Source organism: Pseudomonas sp. Q1, assembly GCF_009935975.1.
Lineage (GTDB): Bacteria > Pseudomonadota > Gammaproteobacteria > Pseudomonadales > Pseudomonadaceae > Aquipseudomonas > Aquipseudomonas palleroniana.
In genome coordinates, this window is the sequence record NZ_QODI01000022.1 from 67,860 (window position 1) to 81,921 (window position 14,062).

12 protein-coding genes are annotated in these 14,062 nt (G+C 61.2%); 6 read left to right on the forward strand and 6 right to left on the reverse strand.

Going from position 1 to position 14,062, the window contains the following annotated elements:
- Positions 1 to 2: 2 nt before the first annotated feature.
- The 5 genes from DK870_RS26800 to DK870_RS26820 are packed head-to-tail and all read left to right on the forward strand — an operon-like array spanning position 3 to position 6,222.
- The gene (locus DK870_RS26800) at positions 3 to 1,220 is read left to right on the forward strand and encodes a glycosyltransferase family 4 protein (RefSeq protein WP_104993221.1); all 1,218 of its coding nucleotides are present in this window, start codon (positions 3 to 5) and stop codon (positions 1,218 to 1,220) included.
- Positions 1,211 to 2,314: a glycosyltransferase family 1 protein gene (locus tag DK870_RS26805; RefSeq protein WP_104993220.1), complete on the forward strand. Its 1,104-nt coding sequence runs from the start codon at positions 1,211 to 1,213 to the stop codon at positions 2,312 to 2,314. The genes DK870_RS26800 and DK870_RS26805 overlap by 10 nt, the downstream gene beginning before the upstream one ends.
- Positions 2,315 to 2,316: 2 nt before the next feature.
- The gene (locus DK870_RS26810) at positions 2,317 to 3,744 is read left to right on the forward strand and encodes an O-antigen ligase family protein (protein WP_161550208.1); all 1,428 of its coding nucleotides are present in this window, start codon (positions 2,317 to 2,319) and stop codon (positions 3,742 to 3,744) included.
- Positions 3,745 to 3,746: 2 nt separating this feature from the next.
- A complete protein-coding gene (gene murJ, locus DK870_RS26815; RefSeq protein WP_161550198.1) occupies positions 3,747 to 5,156 on the forward strand; it encodes a murein biosynthesis integral membrane protein MurJ in 1,410 nt (469 codons plus the stop codon).
- Between the two features lie 22 nt (positions 5,157 to 5,178).
- On the forward strand, positions 5,179 to 6,222 hold the full coding sequence (locus DK870_RS26820; protein ID WP_372241727.1) for an acyltransferase family protein: 1,044 nt from the start codon (positions 5,179 to 5,181) through the stop codon (positions 6,220 to 6,222).
- A gap of 59 nt (positions 6,223 to 6,281) precedes the next feature.
- Here DK870_RS26820 and DK870_RS26825 read toward each other — a convergent pair whose 3' ends face one another.
- From DK870_RS26825 to DK870_RS26845, 5 genes are all read right to left on the reverse strand, one after another.
- On the reverse strand, positions 6,282 to 6,857 hold the full coding sequence (locus DK870_RS26825) for a DUF4174 domain-containing protein (protein ID WP_104993218.1): 576 nt from the start codon (positions 6,855 to 6,857) through the stop codon (positions 6,282 to 6,284).
- A 165-nt stretch (positions 6,858 to 7,022) separates the two neighbouring features.
- Positions 7,023 to 7,655 carry a glutathione S-transferase family protein gene (locus DK870_RS26830; protein ID WP_161550199.1) on the reverse strand — a complete coding sequence of 211 codons (633 nt, stop codon included), beginning with the start codon at positions 7,653 to 7,655 and terminating at the stop codon, positions 7,023 to 7,025.
- Between the two features lie 16 nt (positions 7,656 to 7,671).
- Positions 7,672 to 8,250 (reverse strand): GNAT family N-acetyltransferase, encoded by a 579-nt coding sequence (locus tag DK870_RS26835; RefSeq protein WP_161550200.1) that lies wholly within the window; start codon positions 8,248 to 8,250, stop codon positions 7,672 to 7,674.
- A gap of 73 nt (positions 8,251 to 8,323) precedes the next feature.
- Positions 8,324 to 10,681 carry a DNA polymerase II gene (locus DK870_RS26840; RefSeq protein WP_161550201.1) on the reverse strand — a complete coding sequence of 786 codons (2,358 nt, stop codon included), beginning with the start codon at positions 10,679 to 10,681 and terminating at the stop codon, positions 8,324 to 8,326.
- 119 nt (positions 10,682 to 10,800) lie between these two features.
- Positions 10,801 to 11,268 (reverse strand): SRPBCC family protein, encoded by a 468-nt coding sequence (locus DK870_RS26845; protein ID WP_090372204.1) that lies wholly within the window; start codon positions 11,266 to 11,268, stop codon positions 10,801 to 10,803.
- A gap of 98 nt (positions 11,269 to 11,366) precedes the next feature.
- Between DK870_RS26845 and DK870_RS26850 the strand changes: the two genes are divergently transcribed.
- Positions 11,367 to 11,765: a GFA family protein gene (locus tag DK870_RS26850; protein ID WP_161550202.1), complete on the forward strand. Its 399-nt coding sequence runs from the start codon at positions 11,367 to 11,369 to the stop codon at positions 11,763 to 11,765.
- Between the two features lie 17 nt (positions 11,766 to 11,782).
- Here DK870_RS26850 and mrdA read toward each other — a convergent pair whose 3' ends face one another.
- Positions 11,783 to 13,675 (reverse strand): penicillin-binding protein 2, encoded by a 1,893-nt coding sequence (mrdA, locus tag DK870_RS26855; RefSeq protein ID WP_060752352.1) that lies wholly within the window; start codon positions 13,673 to 13,675, stop codon positions 11,783 to 11,785.
- Positions 13,676 to 14,062 lie beyond the last annotated feature (387 nt).

A 14,062-nucleotide genomic window follows, 5' to 3' on the forward strand; every position in this document is an offset into this window, starting at 1 on the left:
CCATGCGCATTTTATGGATACTGCCCTACTCGCCCTGGCCCGCCACCAGCGGCGGCAAGACGCGCCAGTTCCACTTGCTGCGCAGCCTGGCCGCGCGTGGGCACAGGATCACGTTGTTGCTGCATGACAAGCACCCCGTGTCGCTGACCGATCGCCAGGTGCTGGAAGCCTTCCTGGAACAGTTGATCATCCTGCCGCGCCGCCCACTGCGCAGCGTGAAAACCCTGGTGGCCGGGCTGTTTGCGCCCTACCCGCTGCTGGCCAGTGTCAATGGCTTGTCAGGTGCACTGCAGGACACCTTCGACCCGTTGCTCAATGAGCATTGGGACGTGGTGCAGATCGAGCACTCCTACACCTTCCAACCCTATGAAGATGCCCTGGCGCGCAAATCCCAACCCTTTGTGCTGACCGAGCACAACGTGGAATCGGCGCTCGGCGCAGCGACCTACGACCGCCTGCCTCGCTGGGCGCTGCCCTTCATTCACTACGACCAATGGCGATACCGCCGCTGGGAGCGCCGCGTCATGCGCCAGGCCACGCAGGTGGTGGCGGTCACCGCCGGCGACGCGCAGGTGCTGGAGAACATCGCCGGCAAGCCCGTGCCCGTGGTGGTCAACGGCGTGGATTGCGCGCATTTCGCCGGTGCCCGTCCTGATCCCGCGGCGCGCCGTGTGCTGTTCCTCGGCAATTATGAATACGCTCCCAATGTGGACGCGATCGAATGGGCATTGGATGAAATCCTGCCCAAGGTCTGGGAGCAATGCCCGGATGCGCGCATGAGCGTGTGCGGCTTCGGCATGCCCGGCAGCTGGCGCGAACGCTGGCAGGACCCGCGTATCGAGTGGCAAGGTTTTGTGCCGAACCTGTTGGCGCTGCAATCGAGTTGCTCGGTATTCCTGGCCCCGTTGCGTCATGGTGGCGGTTCCAAGCTCAAAGTACTCGAAGCCCTGGCTGCGGGGTTGCCGTTGGCCAGCACCGAACAAGGGGTATCGGGCCTGGACCTGGTCGAAGGGGTGGATTACCTGGGCGGGCAGACTGCCAGCGGCCTGGCGGATTCAGTGGTGCGCCTGCTGCAATATCCCGCAGCGGCACTGCCCATGGGCGAGGCTGGCCGCGCCTATGCACGCCGGGCCCATGACTGGAGTGTCGCCGCCGGCCAGCTGGAGCAGGTGTACGCGACGCTCTCGCCGCTCAATCAAAAGGAGCCCACATGCGTGTAGGTCTGGATTACCGCACCGTCGGCACCTCGCCGCAATCGGGCATCAGCCGTCAGGTGTATGCGCTGGAAAATGCGCTGTGCAGCCTGCCGGGTATCGAGCTGGAGCGCTTCACGGTGGCCCCGCTGGGCGATGAAACCCGCTTGCGGGCCCACTGCCCGGCCTGGGGCTGCGCGAAAACCGCGATGCATCAGCCGCAGAACCGCCTGCGTTTCGAAGCCGGGTTCCTGCCGCGTGCCTTGCGTGAGCAACACATCGATGTGTACATCAGCACCTTCAATATGGGCCTGCCATTGCCCCCCAAGCCCAAGGGCATGCGTACCGTGGTGCTGTTGCATGACCTGTTCCAGATTACCTTGAACAACTACCACGCCAACCGTCTGAAGGCACTGATCTACAAAACCAGTGATCGCGTGTCGATTGCCTACGCGGTGCACAGCGCCGACCGCGTGTGGACGCCCTCACAGTACAGCGCGGATGAAACCGTACGCCTGTTCCCCAAGGCGGCGGGCAAGATTCGTGTGCTGCCCAATCAGGTCGATGGGTTTGGCGAACCGCCGGCAGACCTCAGCGCCTATCAACTGCCGCAGCGCTACTGGCTGCTGGTCGGGACTCGCGAGCTGCGCAAGAACGTACCGTTCCTGGTGGAGGCCTGGCAGAAAGCCCGCCAGCAATCGCCCAACGTGCCGGAGTTGGTGCTGGTGGGCAGCCTTGAGCACCTGCCCGAGGCCCAGCGTACGCTGCCGGGCATTCGTGCACTGAGCGGCGTGTCGGATGCCCAGTTACATGGGTTGTACCGGCAGGCATCGCGCCTGTGGCAACCGTCCTATGCCGAAGGTTTTGGTTTACCGGTCATCGAAGCGCTCAGTGTCGGCACCCCGGTGGCCGTGGCCAGCGGTACGTCGCTGGATGAAATCACGCCACCGTCGGCGGCGCGTTTTTCGCCCACCGATAGCGCAGCGCTGACCGCCTTGATGGTGAGCCTGAGCCAACAGCCCGATGAAGACTCATCCGAACAACATCGCCATTGGGCGCAGCGTTTCAACCACCATGCCTATCGCCGGCGCGTGGCCGAACTGATCGAGGAACTCACGTGAGAATAACCCTGGCAAGCCTCGTTGCGATTCTGTTCGGCCTGCTGTTCGGCGGGCTGGCCCTGGCACTTTCACCCGCCAAGGCGTTCCTGGCCGTGATCGGCCTCGCGGCGGCCGTGACCATTCTGCGATTTCCGTTCTGGGGCTTGTTGCTCTTCGCACTGGTGGCGACGTTCATGCCCTATTCGACCATCAACCTGGGGATCCGCAGCACGGTGAGCGAAGCGATCCTGGCGCTGACCTGGGGCGCCGTGATGTGGCACAGCTTCCTGGCCCGCCTGCCGGACACACCGAACCTGTCACGCCGGCCGACTGACCAGATGCTGCTGTGGCTGATGCTGTTCAGCGTGTTCCCGTTCATCGTCGGCCAGGTCAGCATCCAGGCCGAGAGCAGCGGCGTGGCCAACTGGTTGCGCTGGTTGCTGAACCTCTCGGGCGTGTTCCTCACCGCCAAGTTGCTGGTGGATCAAAAACGCCGCGAAGCCTTGGTGATGGCCTTGCTGCTGGGCACCCTGGCAATGCTGGTGATGTCCATCGCCGTATTCATACGCACCCGTTCAGGGGCCGGGATTGCGCCGATCCTGGCGCTGCTCAATTACGGCAACTTCGACATGTTGAAATTCGGCCTGGAGGCGATGTCGTCACGCATGGGTTCGCCGTGGATGCACCCCAATGCCATCGGCGGGATCATGGCCTTGCTGTTGCCGCTGGCATTTTGCTTCGGCATGACCGAGCGCGGCTGGAAGCGTGCGCTGGGCCTGGGCGTGGCATGCCTGGGGGCGGCGGCGTTGCTGCTGGCCAGTAGCCGTGGGGCAATGGTCAGTCTGGCATTGGTGTTGATCTGGATGGCCACGCGCCGCGTGCCATATACCGGGCGCCTGCTGATGGTCGGCGCGGTACTGACCGTGGCGCTGGTGATGGCCTACCCGCCATTGCAGGACCGCCTGGCGACGATCTTCTCGTCGAGCAACGCCAGTACCGAGGTCCGTGTCGATGAATACCGCATGTTCCCCCAAGCGGTGGCGGCCTATCCGTTCGGTATTGGTTTCAAGGTCGATCCGCCCGTGCCGGGCACGCACCTGCTGGGGATTTCCAACCTGTGGCTTAACTTCATCTACAAGACGGGCATCGTCGGCATGCTGCTGTTTGTGGCGGTCACCGTGCGCTGGTGGCGTGAAGCACGCCCGGAAGCCGGCCCGATCCGCCTGACCAAGGACAACGCGCTGTGGCTGGGTAGCACGGCGGGGATTCTGTCAGCATTGGTCAGCGGTTTGTTTGACCACTACTTCAGTTTTGCCGTGGTGATGGTGGCGCTGTTCTGGCTGATGGTGGGCATCAACGTGCTGGAAGCACGCCGCCTGTTTCCGGCACGCCTGCCGCAGGACAAGACCGTGACGTATCGCAAACCGTTGCTTGACGGCGTGCGGCCTTAAGCATGCTCGGTTCCGCCGTCTGGCTGACCCTGGCGACCCTGCTGGGCCTGTGCCTGGGGTTCGCGCGCGAGTGGCTGCTGGTGGCGGCCTGGGGCGCCGGGGAGCGCAGTGACGCCTTCCTGATCGCGCTGTTCTTGCCTGAGGCGTTGCGCATGTCGTTGGCCGGTGGTGTGTTGAGCGCCGCTGCGTTGCCGCTGTACCTGCAACGCAAGGACAGCGAACGCCTGGATTGGTTGGCGGTGTTGTTTCCCGCGTTGCTGCTGATTGCGCTGATGACCAGCCTGTTGTTGACGCTGTTGGCCCCCTGGCTGGTGCAGCTACTCGGCCCGGGGCTGGCGGCCAGCGCGACGGCCCTGGCGGCGAGTAATTTACAGGTCGTGGCCTGGTGCGTGCCGGGCTTGATGCTGCATGCGCTATTCAGTATTCCGTTGCAGGCAAGCGAGCGTTTTGTGCTGGCGGGCTTGGGCTCGCTGTTGTTCAACCTGCCGCCGGTGACTTACCTCGCGCTGGCAGGCACCGCGACGGAACCCCGCACACTGGCCTTGGCCTGCCTGGCCGGTAGCCTGTTGATGCCACTGGCCTTGCTGCCGTCGGTCTGGCGCCAAGGGTGGCGGCCATGGCGCTGGCAGTTGAGCATCACGCCGTTGCAGGAGCTGGGGCAACGCATCGGGCCACTGCTGCTGAGCAACGGTGCCAGCCAAGGTTTGGCGCTGATCGAGCGGCTGGTGGCCTCGCTGCTGGGGGAAGGCGCGGTGACGTGGGTCAACCTGGCGCGCAAGTTGATGAACCTGCCGCTGATTGCACTGATGAGCCTCAACCAGGTGCTGCTGGGCATGATGAGCCGCCGCCAGGGCGATGAGCGCCTGGCTTTGCTCAAGCGCGGCCTGGAGACCGCCAGCGTGTTGACCTTGCCGGCCGGCGTCGGCCTGGTCGCGGCGGCGCCCAGCCTGGTCGCCTTGCTGCTGCCCAAGCAATCGGCGGATTCACCATTGCCATTGCTGCTGGCCTGGTTCGCCGTACCGCTGGTGTTCGGCGCCTGGAACGCCCTGCTTGCGCGCTATGCCTACGCCGCCGGCGACACGCGACAGCCGCTGCGGTGCGAGTTGCTCGGTAGCCTGGTCAATGTGTTGTTGCTCGCGACCTTGCCCTTTGTGTTTGGCTTGGCAGGCATTCCGCTGGCCGCATTGGCCGGGGTGATGTGCACGGCACTGTTGCTGATGCAGCGCCAGGCATTGCTCGCCGCCCTGCCCTGGGCGCGGCAGTGGCTGCTGAGTGCGTTGGTCATGGGCGCGGCCGCGCTGGGGCTGTTTTCAATTGAAGGCGTGTGGCTGCAACTGGGGCTGAGTACCCTGGCAGGCACCGTGGTGTTGCTGGGCATGGGGCTGTGGCTGAAGCCGTGGCGCAAGGCGTGAATGATCGATCAGGAGTCGTTACGTGAAACAACGCTGGATTCAAATGGATATCGCCAAAGGCATCGGCATCCTGGTGATCGTGTATGGCCATAGTTGGTTTGTCGCCAACTCTCTGGACCTGCTCTATCCGATACTCGCCTCGTTTGTGTTGCCATTGTTCTTCTTTCTGTCCGGCGTGTTTTTCAAGCCCGAACAGCCGTTTGTGGAGATGGCGGTGCGCAAGGCCGATGGCCTGCTCAAGCCGTTTTTCTTCACCATGCTGATGTATGTGCTCGTACGCGATTTACTGCGCGGGCAGCCCCTGTTGCCGGATGTGGGCGGTGTGCTGTACGCCTCGGTGGACACGATCCCGTGGCAGGCGTTGTGGTTTTTACCGCACTTCTGGGTGGCGATTCTGTTCAGTTGGTTAATGCTGCGCCTGATCCAGCATCTGAAGTTGCCGTTGCTAGCGAGTTGCCTGCTGATGGTCGTGCAACTGTTGCTCGGCATCTGGGTACTGCCGTGGTTCTGGCAAGTACCGGTGACCATAGGCGGGCAAACCTGGACGATGCCCGGCCTGCCCTTCAGCCTCGAAGTCACCCTGATCAGCAGCACCTATTTTATCTACGGTTACCTGCTGCGCGACTGGCTGCGCAGGCATGAGGGCTCGCTGCTGACCCTGGTGATTTCCATCGCCCTGTTCGCCGCCGTGTTTGTTTACAGCCGCGACACTATGGACCTGGCGCAACGGCGCTATGACCACTGGTTGTGGACCAGTCTGCTGGCGGTGATCGGCGTGTATATGTGCTGGGCGCTGGCACGGGTGCTGATGGTATCGCCTCTATTGACCCGGATGATGACGTATATCGGCCAGTCAACGCTGATCGTGTTGATCTTTCACGGGGAAATCCAGCACAAGGCCGTGGACCTCATGGAGCGCCTGGGCCTGCATCCGTTCATGTCGGCCTGTCTGGGCCTGGTGATCGCGGTGGTGGTACCGCTGATGATTGGGGAAGTGATCAAGCGTGTGGCGGTCTTGCGGTTCTTCTACTTTCCGTTTCCGGTGCGCAAAGCCCCGAAAAGTTGAAAATACCACTCATACGATGTGGGAGCGGGCTTGCTCGCTCCCACACGTGTCATGCATGTTCAGTCATCAAGTTGTGACGCGGCGGGCTTACTGCCGGGCTTGGCCGATTTGGCGCCCTTGGCTGGAGGCGCTGCGGCAGGTTCCGGTTCAGCCGGTGCCGCAAGGTCTTTTTCGGCCTGGGGCATCTGGTCGATGGCGCTGAAGAACTCCTTCAAATCGAGGGTATCCGGTGGCACGGTCTTCTCGATTTTTTTCTCGCCGTCCTTGCCGATCAGGATCACCTTGGTGCCGCTGCCGGCACCCAGCTTGAGGGCCCGGATCAACGCATTGGTTTCCGGCGGCGTCAGCTTCTTGTTGTCCTTGGCATCCTTGGCAAATTTTTCCCCTTCGGCGCCGATGCTGCCGAACTTCACGGTGTAGAACACCATATTGCGTTCTTCAAAGGATTGTTTGGTGGCGGGCTCGCTCAGTTGTTTCTGAAGAGTCGCCAAGGTGGAGTTTCCGGAATCAAGCTCCACAACCACCAGCGGACGGGACTTGCCCATGTCTTGCTTGAGCGGGTTGATATCCTCAGCGGCCAACAGCGGCCCCGTTAAAGCCATCAAGGTAGCCAGGGTCAGCGACCGGATGAGCATGCGCACCTCCTTTGAATTCCATGCAGGGTTCTTGAGTTTCATGTGTGCGACAGTCAAATTCAAGGATGATTCCTACACCGCTTTACGAAAGAGTAGGACAGGACGCCCACGACGCAAGGGCTTGGATGGGGTCAGGCGCCATTGTTTCTTCTGATTGCGGAAACATTATGAGACTTTCCACAGAGGCCAATGCCGGGCGAACACCGGTGCCACGATGGGGTCGGCATCCACGTGCGCCAGGCTCTGGGCGAAGCTTGGCGCCAAGGCGGTCAATACCTCACGCGCCTCATCCCAGTGCGAAACCGCGGCCGCCATAATGCCCAGGGCGTTCGGCACATTGCCGGGGGCGAACAACTGTTCGGCAAATTGATCGGCGAACACCACCCAGGCTTGATGCAGATAGCGTCGCGTACCACTGACCAGTTGCGCCTGCAGCGCCTCATCCGCATTACCCAGCCAGCGCTGCGGATAATCGATGATGCCGATCGCCGAGTAGCAATTGGCGGTGATGTAGAGCAGGCCGCGCAGGATCTGCGCGCGGTTGCCGGCCAATAGATCCGACGCGGGAAACGCCAGGCCCAGGTAGATCAGGATGGCAGCGCTTTCGGTCAGCACCTGCCCATCGGGGGTGACCAGCGTGGGAATCTGCTTGAGTGGGTTGATACGGGCCAGGGCTTCGGTGCCCTCGCCCTCCTGCCAGGAGCTGGCCTCTACACGATGCCACGGCACCCCACAACGTTGCAGGGCAATTTCGATCATGCATGAGCCGGAATCGTCGGTACCGTAGAGCGTATACATGGGCGTTCCCTCTGGTTTATCGCACTAGTCTGGCCTGCAGGTTCGCCTTCACCTGCGGCCACTCCGAGTCGATGATGCTGAAGCGCACCGAGTTGCGCTTGCGCCCGTCCGGCATGATGCGTTCGTGACGCACGATACCTTCCTGCACGGCGCCCAGACGCAGGATGGCTGCGCGAGAGTTTTCGTTGAGTTCGTCGGTGGTGAATTGCACGCGCACGCAGTCGAGCACATCGAAGGCATAGCTCAGCAACAACAGCTTGGCCTCGGTATTGATTGCCGATTTCTGAGTGGATTGCGCCAGCCAGGTGTGGCCGATCTCCAGCTTGCGGTTGACCCGATCGATCTTCCAGAAGCGCGTACTGCCCACGACCTCGCCAGTGCTCTTGCGCACGATGGTGAAGGGCATGACCGTACCGGCATGACGCCCGGCCAAGGCGGTCGCCATGTACGCGTCGATGGTGTCCGGGCCGGGGACGTTGGTGACCTTGAGGTTCCACAACTCACCGTCGGCGGCGGCCTGGAGCAAGGCCGCTGTGTGTTCGAGCTGCAAGGGTTGGAGTTCGACGATAGTGCCGGTCAAGGTGATCTGGGTCATGGAGAGCTGCGCCGTCTGCGAGTGGTCGTCAGAGGGCAAGAGTGCAGGCTCGCGCAGCGCTTCGGCAAGTGTTTTAGAACAGGCCCATTTGCCCGCCGACCAGGGTGCCAAAATCGTCGTTGACGAACGGCAGGATCGCATCGGCCACCGGCTGCAATTGCCGTGTGACGTAATGGTCGTAGTCGATCGCCGCCTGCCGCACCTCCAGCGGTTCCGGGCCGTTGAGCGTGATCACATAGCTGATCCAGCCACCGCGTTGGTACTGGCGCGGGCGGCCCAGGCGGTCGTTGTAGTCATCGGCCAGGCGTGCAGCGCGTACATGCGGTGGCACGTTGCGTTCGTAGTCATCCAGTTGACGACGCAGGCGCTTGCGGTAGATCAGCAGTTCATCGAACTCACCGCTCAAGGTGCGCCGTACGTAGTCGCGCACGTATTCCTGATGGGGCTGGCGATGGAAGATGCGCCGGTAGAGTTCCTGCTGGAACTGCCGCGCCAGGGGCGACCAGTCACTGCGCACGGTTTCCAGGCCCTTGTAGACCATTTCCTCACTGCCGCCCTCGCGCACGACCAAGCCCGCGTAGCGCTTTTTGCTGCCCTCCTCCGCGCCGCGAATGGTCGGCATGAGGAAGCGGCTGAAGTGCGTTTCGTATTGCAGTTCCAGGGCACTTTGCAGGCCGAATTCGCGATGTAAATGCTCGCGCCACCAGTCGTTGACGTGCTGGACCAGCGCCTGGCCGATGCGGCCGGCATCGGCTTGGGAATGGGCTTTGCCCAGCCAGACAAAGGTGGAATCCGTGTCACCGTAAATCACCTCGTAACCCTGGGCTTCGACCAGCTTGCGCGTCTGGCGCATGATCTGGTGCCCACGCATCGTGATCGACGAAGCCAGCCGCGTATCGAAGAACCGGCAGCCGCTGGAACCGAGCACACCATAGAAGGCGTTCATGATGATTTTCAGGGCCTGGGACAACGGAGCGTTGTGTTCGCGCTTGGCCACTTCCCTACCTTCGGAAACACGAGCGACGATGGACGGCAGGCAATGGCGGGTGCGAGAGAACCGCGCACCGCGAAAGCCTTCCACTGACGCACTGTCTTCGGGGTGCTTGAGGCCTTCGATCAAGCCCACCGGATCGATCAGGAAGCTGCGGATGATCGACGGATAGAGGCTTTTGTAATCCAGCACCAATACCGACTCGTACAGGCCGGGACGCGAGTCCATGACAAACCCACCGGGGCTGGCCTGGGGTGGTTTGTCGCCCAGGTTCGGCGCGACAAAGCCCTGGCGGTGCATCAGCGGCATGTACAAATGGGTGAAGGCGGCGACGGAACCGCCGCTACGGTCGGCCGGCAACCCAGTGACGCTGGCCCGCTCCAGCAGAAACTTGAGCAAGTCGGTCTTGGCGAAAATCCGTGTGACCAATTCGCAGTCCTTGAGGTTGTAGCGTGCCAGGGCGGGCTTGTCCTCGGCGAACATGCGGTTGATTTCGTCCATGCGCTGATACGGTGTGGAGATGTCCTTGCCTTCGCCGAGCAGGGTTTGCGCGACGTTTTCCAGGCTGAAGGACTCGAAACTCCAAGTGGCCGAACGCAGTGCCTCGATGCCGTCGATGATCAACCGCCCCGCTGCCGCCGCGAAGTAGTGATTGCGGCTGCCGTGTTCGCGCCACGTCATGGTTTCACCGCCGCGCCCCAACAGCAGCGGGACATTGAGGCGCTGGGCGTGCTCATGCAGCACGCGCAGGTCGAACTGCACCAGGTTCCAGCCGATGATCGCATCGGGGTCATGGGTGGCAAGCCACAGGTTGAGGCGTTCGAGCAGTTGGGCGCGGGTCTCGCAGTAGTCGAGCTTGAAATCTACCGCAGCGGTTTTGTTGGGTGGGCCGAGCATGTACACCTGGCGCTCGCCGCAGCCTTCCAGAGCAATAGAATAGAGATCGCCCTGGGCGGTAGTCTCGATGTCGAGGGACACCAGCTTGAGCGGGGGGCGGTAGTCAGGCGCGGGTTTCATCTGCGCATCGCCCAGCACGCCCATTGCATCAGGCGTGCCACCGAACCACACGGGTGCGGTGATGAAGCGCTCCATCATGTAGCGCTCCGGTGGGCGTACGTCGCCTTCGTAGACATCGACACCGGCGGCACGCAGGCGCTTTTCCAAGTCCATCAATTGGCGATGCTGGCGAGTGTAGAGGCCCAGCACCGGACGATGATGAAAGTCGCACAGCTGCAACGGGCGCAATTCGATATCACGCTCGCCTTTGAGCAGCCAATCCAGCGGCTTGCGATGGGCCTGAGGAATGAACATCACCGAGGTCTGCACGGGCAGCCGGATACACCGCGGGCCATGGTCCGTGGCCAGCCAGAAACTGACCTCCGTGCCTGCCGGAGTGTCGCGCCAATGCCGGGTCAGGACAAAACCCTGCTGTAAATCCAACGTACCGCACCTCAGGAATCGCTTTCAGAGGGTGATTCTACTCGGCATTCGTCTCTACACGGCACGTTTACGTGCGATTCAGGCATCGCCGGCGGCAGCCCGCCGTCACCCCTTGCGGTTCACGCCCGATGGGCTTGGCCCAGATAAGTCTCTATGTTGTTCATTTGCTCGTCCCAACCACGGGAGTTCATCTTGAAGGCTTTTTGGCGGCGGGCGGCAGGGATAGCATCAAACCCGGACTCGACAACCCGCAGCAGAATGCCCGGCGCACGGTCCTCAAGGGTGAACTCCACCAGTGTCGGGGACTCCTTGTCGTAGTCGATGTCCTGCTCGACCGCGTAAGGATGCCACCAGAAGGAAAACAGGGTTTGCGGCAGGATGCGTTCGATCCTGGCCTTCCACATCACATGTTCGTAACCAGGGTAAGTAATCGGGGCTTCGATGGTTTCACCCGCGGCGAAGCTCTTGCCTTTGAGGGCGATGCCGAACCAACTGCCAAACTTTTCGGCGTCGGTCAGGGCCTCCCAGATCTGTTTGCGTGAAGCGTTGAGCAGGACTTTCCGTTCGATGCGATCTAATACAAGCATAAGTCACCTCCTCCATTGACAGTAGGCGACATCGATCAATGCGCAACCTTGAGTTATGCGCGATGATGGTGCCCCTACCCTCGACACGGCCGTACCTTATGACTGACCCGTTGAACGGAAGTTGCTTCTGCAAAGCTGTGCGCTATCAGGTGGACAGCCTCGACATGCCTATCAGCCATTGCCACTGTGACAGTTGCCGCAAAACCCATGCAGCTGCGTTCGTCGCCACTGCCGGGGTGATGCGTGAGCACTTTCGCTGGATACAGGGTAAGGAACTGCTGTCGGCGTTTGAATCGTCGCCGGGCAAGCTGAGACATTTCTGCTCACGTTGCGGATCACATCTGATGGCGGAACGCGGGCATCAGCCCCATGTGATCGTGCGAGTGGCGACGCTGGATGATGACCCAGGCGTCAGGCCCACTTCACATATCTGGACGAGCCACGATGTGCCGTGGCTGACTCATGAGGGTTTGGAGTGCGTGGCGCGACCAGCCTGACCCTGTCCTGCCCGGGCTTAGACGTGCGGGTCGCCCGGGGCTTTGGCCGGCGCGGCATATTGGGGTTTCAAGTGCCCCTCTTGATCGAGTAGCCAGGCGTCCATGATCTGACGTACCACGGGGCCGGCGACTCGGCCACCAGCCTCACCGTTCTCGATCATGACCGAAATGACGATCTCCGGATGTTCCGCCGGGGCAAACCCGACGAACAAGGCGTTGTCGCGATGGCGCTCCAGGGTTTTGTTACGGTCGTAACGTTCGCCTTGTTTGATCGCGACCACCTGCGCCGTACCACTCTTGCCGGCGATGCGGTATTGCGCACCTTGCGCCGCGGCCCGTGCGATACCACGCGGGTCGTGCATCACAAGCTGCATGCCGTGGTTGACCTGTTCCCAATCACGCGGGTCCTTGAGGACTACGTTGGGCATCGGGTGTTCATCCACTGGCGGCACACCGTTGATGGTCTTGGCCAGGTGCGGCCGGTTCCACACACCTTTGTTGGCGATCAACGCGGTGGCTTGGGCCAATTGCAGTGGCGTGACTTGCATATAACCCTGGCCGATACCCAGGATCACGGTTTCCCCCGGGAACCAGGGTTGGCGACGTGTGGCACGCTTCCAGGCTTGAGAAGGCATCAGGCCAGCAGACTCCTCGAACATATCCAGGGAGACTTTCTGACCAAGACCGAATTCCGCCAGGTAGTCATGCAACCGATCAATCCCGAGTTTGTGGGCCAGGTCGTAAAAATAGGTGTCGTTGGAACGCATGATTGCCGCGTCCATATCCACCCAGCCGTCGCCACTGTGATTCCAGTTTCGGTATTTGTGGTCAAAGTCGGGCAACTGATAGTAACCAGGGTCGAACACTCGGGTTTGAGCGGTGACGACACCACTGTCGAGACCGGCGATGGCCACTTCCGGCTTGATGGTCGAGCCGGGCGCGTAAAGACCGCGCAACACGCGGTTGAACAGCGGACGGTCGATGGAATCGTGCAGCGCGGCGTATTCCTTGAAGCTGATACCGGTGACGAACAGGTTCGGGTCGAAGCTCGGCTTGCTGACCATGGCGAGCACTTCGCCCGTACGTGGATCAAGTGCCACAACCGAGCCGCGACGGTCGCCCAGGGCCTCTTCGGCGGCCTCCTGGAGTTTGACGTCGAGGCTCAGCACGATGTTTTTGCCGGGGATCGGGTCGGTGTGCTTGAGAACGCGTAATACACGACCCTGGGCGTTTGTCTCGACCTCCTCATAGCCGACATGGCCATGCAGCTCAGACTCATAGAACCGCTCGATGCCGGTCTTGCCGATGGACTGGGTACCGCGGTATTCCACAGAATCGAGGGACTTGGATTCTTTTTCGTTGATGCGGCCGACGTAGCCGATCGAATGAGCGAAATGCGGGCCCAACGGATAGTGCCGCACGAACTGCGGCTCAACGTCCACGCCTGGCAGACGAAATTCGTTGACGGCCAAAACGGCAATCTGTTCTTCAGTCAGTTCATAAAATAGCGTAACGGGCACAAACGGATGGCGCGCTTGTTTCAGCGCCTTGTCGAACACTGCACGGTCTTCGGCGGGTAGGTGCAGCAGATTGACGATGGCATCCAACTCGCCCTTGAGGTCGGTAGTACGCTCACGGGTGATCGTCAGGTTGTAGCTGGGGCGGTTATCAGCCAGCACGACGCCGTTGCGGTCATAGATCAAACCGCGGGTCGGCGTGATCGGCAGTACGTGGACCCGGTTGTTTTCTGAAATCGTGGAGTGGTAGTCGTATTGCACCACTTGCAGAAAATACAGGCGGCCCACCAGAGCACAGGTGATACCAATCACCAGCAGCGCGCAGGCGAACAGGCGCTTGTTGACCAAACGGTTTTCTTTTTCGTGATCCTTGATCGGTATCGCTTCAGGCATTTCTACAGCATCTCGTTGAAGAGGGTCGACGCCGCATCCTGCGGATAAAGATCAATCCTTGTGAAAATGTGCTGCACCATACCAAAAATGCAGAAACACTTTGCATCGATTTCCCCAACGGCATGTGTTTTGTCAGGCGAACACGGACTTTGGCTCTCGAAAGGCTTCAAGCCATAGGGGGCCATGTTTGCGACTGATGCCCCATAGGTTAGGCGCACGGGGTTCGTGGGATGAGTAATTGTGCTGACACACGCGGCTCAAGACAATTGGCTTGAACCCACTGGGCGCCGCGCCGCAGCCAGCTTGCCACTTTTCGATCGCCCAAAACAAAACCCCATCTGCTTTCGCAAATGGGGTTTCGGAATTTAATCTTGACGATGACCTACT

Excerpts from the sequence above, each read along its gene's own strand:
- DK870_RS26800 (WP_104993221.1), top strand. The coding sequence starts at position 3 with ATGCGCATTTTATGGATACTGCCCTACTCGCCCTGGCCCGCCACCAGC.
- DK870_RS26805 (WP_104993220.1), top strand. The coding sequence starts at position 1,211 with ATGCGTGTAGGTCTGGATTACCGCACCGTCGGCACCTCGCCGCAATCG.
- murJ (WP_161550198.1), top strand. The coding sequence starts at position 3,747 with ATGCTCGGTTCCGCCGTCTGGCTGACCCTGGCGACCCTGCTGGGCCTG.
- DK870_RS26825 (WP_104993218.1), bottom strand. The coding sequence starts at position 6,857 with ATGCTCATCCGGTCGCTGACCCTGGCTACCTTGATGGCTTTAACGGGG.
- DK870_RS26830 (WP_161550199.1), bottom strand. The coding sequence starts at position 7,655 with ATGTATACGCTCTACGGTACCGACGATTCCGGCTCATGCATGATCGAA.
- DK870_RS26835 (WP_161550200.1), bottom strand. The coding sequence starts at position 8,250 with ATGACCCAGATCACCTTGACCGGCACTATCGTCGAACTCCAACCCTTG.
- DK870_RS26845 (WP_090372204.1), bottom strand. The coding sequence starts at position 11,268 with ATGCTTGTATTAGATCGCATCGAACGGAAAGTCCTGCTCAACGCTTCA.
- DK870_RS26850 (WP_161550202.1), top strand. The coding sequence starts at position 11,367 with ATGACTGACCCGTTGAACGGAAGTTGCTTCTGCAAAGCTGTGCGCTAT.
- mrdA (WP_060752352.1), bottom strand. The coding sequence starts at position 13,675 with ATGCCTGAAGCGATACCGATCAAGGATCACGAAAAAGAAAACCGTTTG.